The sequence below is a fragment of the Mucilaginibacter gilvus genome (assembly GCF_004054195.1).
GTDB lineage: Bacteria > Bacteroidota > Bacteroidia > Sphingobacteriales > Sphingobacteriaceae > Mucilaginibacter > Mucilaginibacter gilvus.
Genome location: NZ_SBIW01000030.1, coordinates 110,595 through 123,102 on the forward strand (window position 1 = coordinate 110,595; position 12,508 = coordinate 123,102).

9 protein-coding genes are annotated in these 12,508 nt (G+C 46.3%); 3 read left to right on the forward strand and 6 right to left on the reverse strand.

Annotated elements, in window-relative coordinates; all coding sequences use genetic code 11:
• Window positions 1–112: 112 nt before the first annotated feature.
• Window positions 113–2,089 (reverse strand): alpha-ketoacid dehydrogenase subunit alpha/beta, encoded by a 1,977-nt coding sequence (locus tag EPL05_RS23280; protein WP_128536386.1) that lies wholly within the window; start codon window positions 2,087–2,089, stop codon window positions 113–115.
• Window positions 2,090–2,148: 59 nt separating this feature from the next.
• Between EPL05_RS23280 and EPL05_RS23285 the strand changes: the two genes are divergently transcribed.
• On the forward strand, window positions 2,149–3,003 hold the full coding sequence (locus EPL05_RS23285) for a DUF4198 domain-containing protein (protein ID WP_128536387.1): 855 nt from the start codon (window positions 2,149–2,151) through the stop codon (window positions 3,001–3,003).
• Between the two features lie 66 nt (window positions 3,004–3,069).
• Here EPL05_RS23285 and EPL05_RS23290 read toward each other — a convergent pair whose 3' ends face one another.
• From EPL05_RS23290 to EPL05_RS23305, 4 genes are all read right to left on the reverse strand, one after another.
• Window positions 3,070–3,615, reverse strand: a complete 546-nt coding sequence (locus tag EPL05_RS23290) for a dihydrofolate reductase family protein (protein ID WP_128536388.1) — start codon at window positions 3,613–3,615, stop codon at window positions 3,070–3,072.
• Window positions 3,615–5,012, reverse strand: coding sequence for a LutB/LldF family L-lactate oxidation iron-sulfur protein (locus EPL05_RS23295; RefSeq protein WP_128536389.1), 1,398 nt, complete (start codon window positions 5,010–5,012; stop codon window positions 3,615–3,617). The genes EPL05_RS23290 and EPL05_RS23295 overlap by 1 nt, the downstream gene beginning before the upstream one ends.
• A gap of 86 nt (window positions 5,013–5,098) precedes the next feature.
• Window positions 5,099–5,623, reverse strand: a complete 525-nt coding sequence (gene rimM / locus EPL05_RS23300) for a ribosome maturation factor RimM (RefSeq protein ID WP_128536390.1) — start codon at window positions 5,621–5,623, stop codon at window positions 5,099–5,101.
• Between the two features lie 133 nt (window positions 5,624–5,756).
• A complete protein-coding gene (locus EPL05_RS23305) occupies window positions 5,757–6,287 on the reverse strand; it encodes a 30S ribosomal protein S16 (RefSeq protein ID WP_128536391.1) in 531 nt (176 codons plus the stop codon).
• A gap of 191 nt (window positions 6,288–6,478) precedes the next feature.
• Here EPL05_RS23305 and EPL05_RS23310 point away from each other — a divergent pair, with 191 nt between their 5' ends.
• Both EPL05_RS23310 and EPL05_RS23315 read left to right on the forward strand, forming a co-directional pair.
• Entirely contained in the window at window positions 6,479–8,230 is a 1,752-nt protein-coding gene (locus tag EPL05_RS23310; RefSeq protein ID WP_128536392.1) for a PAS domain S-box protein, read from the forward strand.
• Between the two features lie 166 nt (window positions 8,231–8,396).
• Window positions 8,397–10,292: an SPFH domain-containing protein gene (locus EPL05_RS23315; protein ID WP_128536393.1), complete on the forward strand. Its 1,896-nt coding sequence runs from the start codon at window positions 8,397–8,399 to the stop codon at window positions 10,290–10,292.
• Window positions 10,293–10,644: 352 nt separating this feature from the next.
• Here the strand turns inward: EPL05_RS23315 and EPL05_RS23320 are convergent, their stop codons facing one another.
• Window positions 10,645–12,033 (reverse strand): methyltransferase RsmF C-terminal domain-like protein, encoded by a 1,389-nt coding sequence (locus tag EPL05_RS23320; RefSeq protein WP_128536394.1) that lies wholly within the window; start codon window positions 12,031–12,033, stop codon window positions 10,645–10,647.
• Between the last annotated feature and the right edge of the window lie 475 nt (window positions 12,034–12,508).

Sequence of the window (12,508 nt, forward strand, 5' to 3'; positions counted from 1 at the left end):
TGCGAGGTACGAAGAAATCTCCAAACTTTGCATATCGGCATTGCATATCGGCATTGCATATCGGTAGATTGCTTCGTACCTCGCAATGACGTGATGGTAAAAAAATTATTTCCTAAAATTTCAACAACACATCCATACATTCTTCCAGCCTTGCTTTGGCCAGGAACTGGTCTTCCAGCGCTTTGTTCATAGGAATAGCGGTATCTAAACTGGCGCAGCGCATTACAGGGGCATCGAGGTATTTAAAGCAATGTTCGCCAATGTAGGCTGCCAGTTCTCCGCCGAAACCACTGGTTAGCGTATCTTCATGCAGTATCATCACCTTGGATGTTTTAGTCACCGTTTTTTTAACAGCGTCTTTATCCCAGGGTTGTAAACTGCGCAGGTCGAGGATCTCTATGGAGTGTTCGGGGTGCTTTTCAGCGTATTCTATAGCCCAGTGTACCCCCATTCCATAAGTTATTATACTGGCCTTGGTGCCCGGGCGAACGATGTTAGCCTTTCCTATTTCTACATAATAATCATCATCGGGCACGTTGCCGCTGATACTACGGTACAAAGCTTTGTGCTCAAAAAACATTACGGGGTTGGGGTCGTCAACGGCTGCCATCAGCAAACCTTTGGCATCGTCGGGGAAAGCCGGGTAAACCACTTTAAGTCCCGGTGTTTTGGTAAACCAGGCCTCATTGGTTTGCGAATGAAACGGTCCGGCACCCGTACCGCCGCCTGCCGGCATACGTATCACCACATCAATTGCCTGGCCCCAGCGGTAATAGGTTTTGGCCAGGTTGTTTATGATCTGGTTAAAGCCGCAGGTTACAAAATCGGCAAACTGCATTTCTACAACGGCCTTATAGCCGTTTAAGGCCAGTCCCATAGCCGTACCTACAATACCCGATTCGCATATCGGCGTGTTGCGGACGCGTTCCTTGCCAAATTCTTCCACAAAGCCCTGTGTTATTTTAAAAGCACCGCCGTACTCGGCAATGTCCTGGCCCATGATCACCAGGTTACTGTGTTTGCGCATAGCCTGCTTCAATCCATCGCTTATGGCATCTATGTAGCGCTTGTTTGATAAAACTTCGTACGGAGGTTGTTTAGGCACACTGTACAACCGGTACATGCTATCTACCTCGGTTTGGATATGCGGAATAATATCCGGCTCGCTGAAAACCTTTTCTATCTCGGCATCTATCAGCTTGGTAAATTCATTTCGTAAATAAGGCACCCATTCCGGGCGAAGCACCTGTTCATCCAGTAAATATTTTTCAAAATTATCCAGCGGGTCTTTCTTCTGCCATTCGGCGAACAGTTCCTGCGGAACATATTTGGTGCCTGATGCTTCCTCGTGCCCGCGCATCCTGAAGGTCATACACTCTAACAGAACCGGGCGGGGGCGCTGGCGCATGTCTTTTGCCAGCTCGTTAATGGTATGGTATACTTCGAGGATATTGTTGCCATCAACCTTGCGCCCTTCAATACCGTAACCAATGGCCCTGTCTGATAACGATTCGCAGCGATACTGCTCATTAACCGGGGTAGAAAGGCCGTAGCCGTTGTTTTCTATCAGGAAAATTACCGGTAGATCCCAAACGGCGGCTATATTAATAGCCTCGTGGAAATCGCCTTCGCTGGTGGCGCCTTCACCGGTATATACCAAGGTTACTTTTTTGCGGGCGCTTAATTTATCGGCCAGTGCAATACCATCGGCCAGTGCCATTTGCGGGCCCAGGTGCGATATCATCCCGATGATCTTATAATCCTGCGTGCCAAAATGGAAAGAGCGGTCGCGCCCGCGGGTAAAGCCGGAGAGCTTGCCCTGCCATTGCGCCATTAAACGGGAGATGGGGATATTACGGGCGGTAAAAACGCCCAGGTTACGATGCATGGGTAAGATGTACTCATCGGCTTCCATAGCCAGGGTACTGCCTATAGCAATTGCTTCTTGCCCAATACCAGAAAACCATTTGCCGATTCTCCCCTGCCTTAACAGGATCAGCATTTTTTCTTCAACCAGCCTCGGCAATAATAATTTCTTGTAGAACGTTATTAAACCGTCATTATCGATATGTTTACGGTCGAAAATCATTCCTGTAAAGCTAAGAAGTTTTTAAAACTTTGTATGTTTACGCAATCCATCTTTTTGCTATGAAGCACTTTTACGCCATTTTATTTTTTTTGTTCGCCATAATTGGTCTAACCGCCTTTGCTCCTGATAGTTTTTTACTGCCGGAGAGCTTTTACCTGCATAAAGGAGATCAGCTGAATGTACACCTCCTCACGGGCGAAAACCTGACGAAGGACGGCGAGGACAGGTTCAACTCCAAAAAGACAGCCAAATTTAGCATATACGAAGGCTCCAAATTAACCGACCTGCTTAAGGTGGCTAAAGATAGCGCCACCCCGGTATTAAAGTACACCGTAAACGGCAGCGGAATGGTAATGGTTGAAATGAACACCAAGGATGACATCATCGAGTTACCGCACGAGGATTTTGTGGCTTACCTTACCAAACAAGGCTACGATAATTTGGCCGAAAAAATTAAGGACGACAGTCGCCTAAACCTGGTAGAGAAATATCGTTACTATTTAAAAACGCTGGTTAACGTTGATGGCGGTGGCGGCAACGCGTTCAGCAAAATTTTAGGTAACGACCTGGAGATTGTGCTGAAACAAAACCCATACAAAAAAAGCTATGGCGACGATATTACCGCGGTTGTTTATTTTATGGGTAAGCCTTTAAAAAACAGCAATGTGTTATTGTATATTAAAACCGCATCGGGCAATGTACACCCGCAATTGCTGGCTACCGACGCTACCGGGCAAATATATTTCAGCCCGAGCCGCGACGGGATCTACATGCTGCGCTGCGTGCATATCGAAGCGTCGAAAACTAACGATGCCGATTTTGAGACCTGGTTTGCCACTTATTCCTTCGCTTTTAGTAACCAGGACGAATTGCCAAATACGTATAAAGAATTTGGTTTCGGGGATAAGCACTAATTTGGTGAGTAGGGAGTGGTGAGTAATGAGTGGTGAGTAGTGAGAGGTAAGTGGATTGATGGTCCTTTACAATAGCTTCAGCATTTCCATATCAAATTTTGGTTTCAGGGCGTAGTGGAGTTGGATAAGGCCACTATTATAAACCTGCTGGCTAATAAATTGCAAATCTACCTTCTCTGTTATACTTTCAAACAAGGGTTTGCCGGCACCTAAAATAATGGGATGCACAGATAAGTGCAGTTCGGTTATCCATCGTTTATCTAAAAATGCCGAAACCAGGCTGGCACCGCCGAACAGCCAAATGCTTTTGCCAGCCTCGTTTATAATGCCTTCAACAGCGTGCTCAAAGTTTGCAGTGCCGATAACCTCTACGTCTTCATCTTCGCGAGGCACCAGTGTATCCGAGAAAACATACATTTTTTTACCGGGGAACATATTGGGTTGCGCACGAATCATATCATAACTTTTGCGTCCGATAAATATAGCGTCGATGCTAAGAAAAAAAGGGGTGAGGCCGTAATCTTCGTCGTCAAAGCACCAGTCGTATTCCCCATTGGGGCCTTCAATAAGTCCATCCAGGCTTACCGCAACGTTCAGTATAACTTTACGCATTAATCTTCTTCGTGTTTTGGAGTTTGGCTCCGTTCCGCCCATTGCTTGCTGAAAGACTTTTCAGCAACCTCGGGCATATCTTTAAAGTGCCCCCAGGAATTTTTAAAGAAAAAGCGAAGGAGGGTGTTCTTCATATTGCCGCCAAAAAAATCGGTAAGGCCGCGTTTAAGCATTCCCTTTTTCCAGAGCGCCCATCCCCATTTCTCTTTCTTAGGAACGAGGCCCTCATTCACCGCGTCGCGGCGGTTAAGCAGCAGCATTTTATGGATATCAATTTTTACCGGGCAAACGCTGGTGCAGGCCCCGCATAAACTTGATGCATAACTCAAATGCTTAAAATCTTCCATCCCACGCATGTGCGGCGTAATAACCGAACCGATGGGGCCGGTGTAAGCGGTTTCGTAAGTGTGGCCGCCAATATTTTTATAAACCGGGCAAACATTTAAACATGCCCCGCAGCGGATGCAGTACAGGCCCTGGCGCTGTTCTTTTTGCGCCAAAAGGTTGGTGCGGCCGTTATCCAGTAATATTACATACATTTCTTCGGGTCCATCGGTTTCGCCGGGCTGGCGCGGGCCGCTTAAAATAGTATTGTATACTGTAAGATTTTGCCCCGTGCCATGGGTAGATAGCATGGGCCAAAACAGGTCGAGGTCGGCAATTGACGGGATAATTTTCTCTATCCCAACAATGCTGATCTGTATTTTGGGGAAGGTGGTGGTTAACCTGGCGTTTCCTTCGTTCTCGCTGATGGCTATGCTCCCGGTATCGGCTATCAAAAAATTGGCCCCAGTGATACCTACATCGGCTTTCAGGTATTTTTCGCGAAGCAATTCGCGGGCTTTTTGGGTAAGTTGCTCTGGCGTGGCATCGGCTGGTGTGCCAAAACGTTCGTGAAAGAGTTTGGCTATATCTTCCTTAGACAGGTGCATGGCCGGCGTAACAATATGGTATGGCCGCTGGCCCAGCAATTGTACAATGTATTCACCCAAATCGCTCTCTACCGATTCGATGTTATTACTCTCCAAAAAAGCATTCAGGTGAATTTCTTCCGTCACCATCGATTTGGATTTGATAACCGTTTTGGCGTTTGCTTTGGTGAGGATATTAAGAATTTCGCGCTGCGCCTCTTCTAAATCATTCGCCCAAATTACTTTGCCGCCGCGTTTTTGAAAATTGGCTTCAAACTCGGGCAAAAACTTGTCCAGGTTCTCCATCACCTTCCATTTGATGGCGTGACCCTTCTTTTTAGAATTATCGAGGTTGATCATCCGCGAAAGCCCCCGCGCTACCGAAACATCATACTTGCCAATGTTATGGTTGATGATGCGCCGGTGATCCATCTCAAACACTTTCAGCTCCGAAGCCTCTAAAAATTCCTCTGCGATGTTTCCCATTAATGCGAAATTAAGCAAAGCATTCAAGAAATATTTTAAACGGGTTAAATTATTTGCCTTGCCGTTTAAATATTGGTGTAATTGGTTTACTCCATATAAATATCCAGCAGACCTTCGGGCAGATCAACGGTTACAATGTTCTTCACCCGGTCTATACCCTGGATGATACTTTCGTTCAACGGGAATAGTACTTCGTTGCCCTTGTAGCTAACGGCGGCTATCAGTTGTTGTGGAAATTCGTGTATATCCATGATCTCACCCAGCTCACCTTCGTAAATATCAACAGCGATAAAACCCTTAAGGTCTTTAAGGGTAAATTCCTCTTTCCTCTTTTTAGGTTTGGCTTTATTGGGGAGGTAGATATCTTTCCGCACCAGCATAGCCGCTTTTTCTATGGTGTCTATATCCTCGAGGTATAAGTAAGCGCTGTTCTTTTGGTTATGTTTTATCGATTCAACAAAAAAAGGCACCAGTTTGCCGGCAATATCCAAAAATATCGAAGTGATCTTTATCTTCTCTACGCCGTCGAAATCCATGTATAACTGCATTTCGCCTTTCAACCCTTTGGTTTTTAGCACGGTGCCTATCCGGAAACAATCTTCTGTTTTCATCTTTAAAATTCCTTATTAAATAACAATGGCGAAGAACCTGTTGGTTGCTTCGCCATGTGTAGATTCAAGTAGCAAGTATCAAGAACCAAGACCGGAGCCTGTATCTTTTGTCCTTACTCTTTTATCCTGAAAATTATTCAGCGCTTTCTGCTTCAGTTTCAGCAGCTGCATCATCAGCAGGAGCTTCTTCTACTTCTTCGGCAGGTGGCGTGTTTTTAGCAGCAATAGCAGCGGCTTTATCTTCTTTCTTTTTAGCTTCAGCAATTAAAGCTAATTTACGGGCTTCGTCTTTTGCAGAAGTTAAGCTGGTTTTTTTGCCGGTGATCTTACCGTCTTTTTGGTCCTGCCACTCAGCAAATTTAGCATCTGCCTGCTCTACAGTTAAAGCACCTTTTTTAACACCGCCTTGTAAGTGTTTTTTGTATAATACCCCTTTGTAAGAAAGTATTGCACGGCAAGTGTCTGTTGGCTGTGCGCCGTTGTTTACCCACTCAAGGGTTTTGTCGAAATTGATGTCGATAGTAGCCGGGTTAGTGTTAGGGTTGTATGAACCTACACGCTCGATGAAACGGCCGTCGCGTGGTGCGCGGGCGTCTGCTACTACAATGTAGTAAAAAGGTTTTCCTTTTTTACCGTGTCTTTGCAGTCTGATCTTAGTTGCCATTTTTTATTGTTATGTATTCAACATTGTCCCCGGAGTCTGTTCTGCGGGGATGCAAAGGTAAATAAATTTATAATAAATTAAAAGCCTTATTATTAAATGAATATAATTGGCTATTTAACACAAATTGGTTGTACCGATAACATTTGCTGTTTATTTTATTATAACTTTAGCTTTGAACCTCATTGCCACTTATGCAACCAAGCATTTTGCCTTTAATAAGCGAATGTATCATAGCATTTAACCTGTCGCTGCAACAGTATATTACTATCGGCCCTTGCATAAGTATGCTCTCCGGGTATCCGGAGAACACGGTTCCAACTGAGGCCGATTTCTGGCACGCAGCTATTCACCCGGCTGATATCGAAAGCGTAAAAGAAGCCCTCAGCCGGCTCAGCGAAGACGAACCTGTACAGGTAAGTTACCGCACTTTGACCGTAAACGACCCGGGCAGCCGGTATATCACCGAAAAAAGGAGCATTTATACTGATGCGATAACCAATCAGCAGATCTTACTAAGCATTTTAAATGAATCCGTTCCGCCGGTTGTTAGTGCCAGGCCAGGTGTTAATGATGATGCGCTAAAGCGCGAGCAATTCTTGCTGTCGCTCATCAATTCGCAAACCAACTTTTTGGTCCGCTTAAATACAAAGGGGTACTTCACTTTTGTTAATAAGCGCTATTGCGAAGTTTTTGGCTATACCGATGCGGAACTGATAGGGCAGCACTTCGCCATTAACACCGCGCCCGAAGATATGGAACGCTGCCAGCGCGCCTTTGAAGAATGCGTGGCCGCCCCAGGCAAGATCATCCCGCTTATGCGCGAAAAACTGGATAAGGCTGGCAAGCGGCACCCCTCCGAATGGGAGTTTATTTCTATTATTAACGAAGAAGGGGATGTGACCGAGATCCAGGGAGTGGGGCAGGATATCAGCCAAAAGGTAGAGATCCAAAACGAGGTAAAGCGCACCGTTGAAAAACTTAATGATTTTATAGAAAGCATAACAGATTCATTTTTAATTTTAGATAACAACTGGCGTTTCATAAAAACGAACAAAGCCTTTGAGGCGTTATCGCACAAATCCAGCGAGGAACTTGTAGGCAATAGTATTTGGGATGTTTTCCCCACGCTGAATGGTGGGCAGGCTGAGCAGCAATTTCGCCTGGCTGCAGAAACGCAGCAAACCTTGAAATTTACCGAATACGTTGAAAGTTCACGGCTTTGGCTTCGTATCGCCGTATACCCATCTGCCGAGGGGCTAACCGTGTTTATTAAGGATATTACCCGGCAAAAAATTGCGGAGAAAGAACTGGATTGGGCGCGTAGCAATCTGGAAGCCCTCATTAATAATACCGATGACCTGATCTGGTCCCTGGATAAAAATAACCGGTACGTTTTTTTCAATACCTCGTACAGAGACGTAGTATTGCATGAAACGGGCATTGTGCCGGTTAACGGGCAGGACGTTGTTATATACGGCCCCGCGCAAACAATTGAGATATGGGCCGGTTACTACCGGCGGGCACTTAGCGGCGAACGGTATACCGTTATATATGAGAATACCCACTCGGGCCCGGGCGAGCCTTTGTATTTTGAGGTGAGTTTTAACCCCATATATAATGACGCTCAAGAAATCGTAGGCACAGGTTGTTTTGCAAGGGAGATCACCGCGCGTTTACGGACAGAGAGGGAGATAGTTGCCCAAAACGAACGGCTTCGCCAGATAGCCTCGTTAAGCTCGCACGAATTGCGCCGCCCCGTGGCCAGTATGCTCGGGTTAATCAACGTGATAGATTTTGAGGATTTTGCTTGCCAGGAGAATAAAGAAGCCATTAATCTTTTGCTGGTAGTGGGTAATGAGATAGATGAAGTTATCCGCGCGATTGTAGATAATACCTTTACGGGAGAAGGCCCCGCTCTGCCGGAAAACGGCAATAATAATTAAGGGCGACCTGTTCTGGCTTTCCCTAAAAAATAATTCCTTAGTTTTTTGTAACAATGGTAATTGCCGGGAATCATATTAAACGCTATATAGCCAAGGTCTCATAAAGCTATAAGTTATTGTGAGGAGCCCGCACCTTAAGGGCCCCGGTAAATTAATCAAAAACAAAATGTCTGATTCTATTTCAATTCTCCAATTCTGGTGGGTGTTGCCGCTTGTTGCCGCCCTTTTTATGTACAAATTTGTACTGCAGGTTTTTTTCGGTATGATCATCGTGCCTGATGACCGTATTGGTTTGGTTGTTAAGAAATTTACCCTCTATGGGGACAAGCGGCTGCCGGATGGCCGTATCATCGCTGTAAATGGCGAAGCCGGTATGCAGGGCAAACCGCTTGCCCCGGGTTTGTACTGGCGCATGTGGCCATGGCAGTATACCATCACCATGGGCCAGTTTACCGTTATCCCGCAGGATAAATTGGGGCTGGTAAAAGCAAAGGATGGCGCTCCGATGGATACCGGCCGTGTGCTGGGTAAACCGGTGCCCTGCGACAAGTTTCAGGATTCCCAGGCCTTTTTAGAAAACAACGGGCAAAAAGGCCCGCAGGCCGCGTTCTTAACGCCGGGTAGTTACCGTATCAACACCTTCCTGTTCGAGATAGACATGGTTCCAATCACCCGGATCCAGGAAAACAAGGTAGGTATTGTAACCACACTGGATGGTGAACCGCTGGAAAAAGGCGACATCGCCGGTGGCTCGGTTGCGGGGCACCGTAACTATCAGGACCCAATGGCCTTTATACAGGCCGGCGGCCGCAAAGGTTTGCAGGAAGACGTTATCCTGGCCGGTACCTATTACCTTAACCCATGGTTTGCCGTGGTAGAACAGGTAGAGATGATCCACATCCATATAGGTTATGTGGGCGTAGTGAACTCCTTTGTGGGCCCCGAAGGTAAAGACACCAGCGGCGTGGGCTTTACCCATGGTAACATTGTGAAGAAATACGATAAAGGTGTTTGGGACGAACCTTTAGACCCGGGTAAACACCCGGTGAACATCTACACGCACTCGGTAGAAATTGTACCTACGACCAATATTGTGCTCAACTGGGCAAACAGCCGTACCGAATCTCACGAGTTGGATAAAAATCTGTCTACCATCAGCGTGCGTTCTCACGATGGTTTTACGTTCAATTTGGACGTATCGCAGATCATCCACATCCCGCGTAACGATGCACCAAAGGTTATCGCACGTTTTGGTAATATGAAAAACCTGGTTTCGCAAGTGCTGGAACCTACCATTGCCAACTACTTCCGTAACTCGGCACAAAAAAGTGGCGTGATAGAGTTCTTAACCAACCGGTCCGACAGGCAGGAAGATGCCCGCGCGCAAATAAGCAAAGTACTGGGCGAGTATAACGTAGAAGGTGTGGACACCTTAATAGGTGACATTGTGCCGCCGGAAGCACTGATGAAAACCCTTACCGACCGTAAAATAGCCGAGCAGGAACGCGTTACTTACGAAATTCAAAAAAGCGCCCAGATAGAGCGTAAGGAATTTGAAAGCGCTAAAGCCGGTGCAGATATGCAGCCGGAGGTTGTAAAATCAACCCGCCAGGTAGAGATAAACACCCAGATGGCTGCCTCTAAAGTGGCTGCTGCGAGGGGTGATGCCGAATCGAGAGTGATTAACGCTAAAGCGGACGCGGAAAATAAAACCATTATTGCCCGTGCAGATGCCGAAGCCAAAACCATTAACGCCAAAGCCGATGCTGCCGCTACCGAAGTAAACGGTAATGCCGATGCCGGTAAAATTAAAGCGATAGGTTTGGCCGAAGCCGAGGTTACCAAACAAAAAACCGAAGCCATGGGTACCGAACAATACGCCATAGTGCGTGTAGCCGAAACCCTGGCCATGAACGGCATCAAATTAGTGCCAGAGATACTGATAAACGGCCAAAACGGCGGTGGTAACGGTATGATAGATGCGTTGATAGGTAACGAAATGCTTAAAAAGCTGCAACGCGAAGCCAAGATAGATGTTACACCCAGCAAGGATGCGGAATAATTAAAGCATTGTCGAGGCTCTTCAAAGGAGGCGCAGGGAACTGTGCCTCCTTTTTTGATTTAGAAGGCATGCCTATATATAAGGAGTAAATCGCCAATTTCAATCCACCACCGGGCAAATATCAATAACGATACACTCCTGTTATCTCGAACGAGCAGCGCATGATGGAGCGCAGGCGCGAGGAGAGAACTTGTACGCCCTGCTGTTGCACTAATGCATGATCGCTTTGCATAGCCGGGATGCACGGCGTATAGGTTCTCTCCTCGCCTAGCCCATAGCTCCCCGCTGCTCGTTCGAGATGACATAGTTTTTTATTGCGGTTGCACCACCCGGCAAATCAAAAGCTCCCCCTTCAGGGGGTTGGGGGGCTCGCCTGCTGTGTCATTATCCTTATCTCCTTCGGGTAATAATTGTTTATCCTGTTTGGCAGCAACTTGGCCCAACCCAGGGCAAGGCCTTCATATTCCATCAGGCTCCAGCCTTTAGCGTTTATGGTGATATCTATATTATCGCGGCGAAGGTATTGTATGGCCTGTTCCTTATTTAAAGGAGTAGATAAAACCGCATCCTTATTAATAGCAAGGCTTAGGGCCAGTTCATGGTCGGGGATCAAATCCCGCCCGGCGAGCTTACCAATTCGCACGCCCGATTTTTTGATGTAGAGTTGCCTGTGCAGCATATTCAGGCTTTCCTTGTGTTCGCGGTTAATGGCCAGCCAGTCGTCGGAAACTTTAAAATAGTAAAAATCGTCAGGTTCGTTCACGTAGCCACGTACAATATCCAGTTCGGCTGCTGCAAGTTTCTGGTGCGCATTGTTTTTATAATTGCTTACACCGCCGGTGCTTTCCTTTTTGCGCAGGCAGGCGGCAAACAAACCCTCGCCCAAAACCTTACCGGGGTAAAAGCGGTAGCCCCATGCCTTTTGCAATGGCGATTCGGTTTCAACAATTCCCCACTCCTTATATATGGGTATCCGGATGCTCTCCATGCTAAATTCGGCACAGAGCCAATCCAGTATATCCTCATTCTCCTGGTGCGAATAACTGCACGTACTATATATAAGGTATCCATCCTCGTTTATGGCGGGGTAAATATCGGCCAGGATGCGTTCCTGCCGCTGGTGGCAAAGGTTTACGTTGCCCTCGCTCCATTCGTTCATGGCGGCAGGGTCTTTACGGAACATGCCCGAGCCCGAGCAGGGAGCATCTACCAGTACCACGTCAAAAAAACCTTTCAATGAAGTAAAATCCCGTGGGTCGTTATTGGTAACTATCGTGTTGGTTGTTCCCCAGCGGCTCAGGTTATCCGTTAATATAGGTACGCGCGTTTTAATGATCTCGTTCGCCACCAGCAGGTCGGTACTTTGCAAAGCCGAATTAAGCAACGTGCTTTTACCACCCGGGGCAGCGCAAAGGTCTAATACCTTAATAGGGTCTTCCTTTTCGGGGCGGATGGTTTTCAGGATATGATCAATAAACATAGATGATGCTTCCTGTACATAATAAGCACCCGCGTGGAACGATGGATCGAAAGTAAAAGAAGGGCGGGTATTTAGGTAATAGCCATCTGCGCACCAGGGCACTTGTTTATCGGTTTTTATGCCCGAGGGCTTAAAAGGGTTTATTCTTATTGAGGTAATTGATGCCCCTGATTGATGCGCGTCAACAAAATTCTGCTTATCAAAGCCTGGTTCGGCATTTAATTGCTCTAAAAAATGCGGCGGAAAAGAAGGTGTGTCCATATCTATTTCAAACTTACGGAAAAAAAATCGCGCCCATTTTGTGTTTTTGGGCAGAATTGTTTGTCGCGTACAAGTTAATCCACAAGCTTTGCAAACAGGAATAACAAGTAGTGAAGGTTGGATATTAGCCACACCGGAGTTGTTGGGTGCAATTTGTTCAATGGCTTATATTTAGTTTTCAGGTAGTTATGCGATTGTTTTAATTATTTGAAAATTCTTTTGGGTAGAGAGCGCGTTTCTCCTTACATTTGTATCCGCTCAAACGAAAGGGGCGTTGTTTTTTGAATATCCGGCAGATAGAAAAAAGTTAAAGAAAAGTGAATATCTCACTTGACAAAAGCCAAAATAATCTGCACTTTTGCAGCCCGCCAAATCGGAAACGAGGATTGTGGAAAAAGGTTAAAAAGCGAGCTTAAGAAATTTAGAAAATAAAGTTTGCGAATAACAAAAAGGTTTTTACCTTTGCAGTCCCAAA

What these genes read in the sequence shown, in the direction of transcription:
- EPL05_RS23285 (WP_128536387.1), top strand. Translation starts at nt 2,149, where the DNA reads ATGAAGCACTTTTACGCCATTTTATTTTTTTTGTTCGCCATAATTGGT.
- EPL05_RS23305 (WP_128536391.1), bottom strand. Translation starts at nt 6,287, where the DNA reads ATGGCAACTAAGATCAGACTGCAAAGACACGGTAAAAAAGGAAAACCT.
- EPL05_RS23315 (WP_128536393.1), top strand. Translation starts at nt 8,397, where the DNA reads ATGTCTGATTCTATTTCAATTCTCCAATTCTGGTGGGTGTTGCCGCTT.
- EPL05_RS23320 (WP_128536394.1), bottom strand. Translation starts at nt 12,033, where the DNA reads ATGGACACACCTTCTTTTCCGCCGCATTTTTTAGAGCAATTAAATGCC.
- EPL05_RS23280 (WP_128536386.1), bottom strand. Translation starts at nt 2,089, where the DNA reads ATGATTTTCGACCGTAAACATATCGATAATGACGGTTTAATAACGTTC.
- EPL05_RS23295 (WP_128536389.1), bottom strand. Translation starts at nt 5,012, where the DNA reads ATGGGAAACATCGCAGAGGAATTTTTAGAGGCTTCGGAGCTGAAAGTG.
- EPL05_RS23290 (WP_128536388.1), bottom strand. Translation starts at nt 3,615, where the DNA reads ATGCGTAAAGTTATACTGAACGTTGCGGTAAGCCTGGATGGACTTATT.
- rimM (WP_128536390.1), bottom strand. Translation starts at nt 5,623, where the DNA reads ATGAAAACAGAAGATTGTTTCCGGATAGGCACCGTGCTAAAAACCAAA.
- EPL05_RS23310 (WP_128536392.1), top strand. Translation starts at nt 6,479, where the DNA reads ATGCAACCAAGCATTTTGCCTTTAATAAGCGAATGTATCATAGCATTT.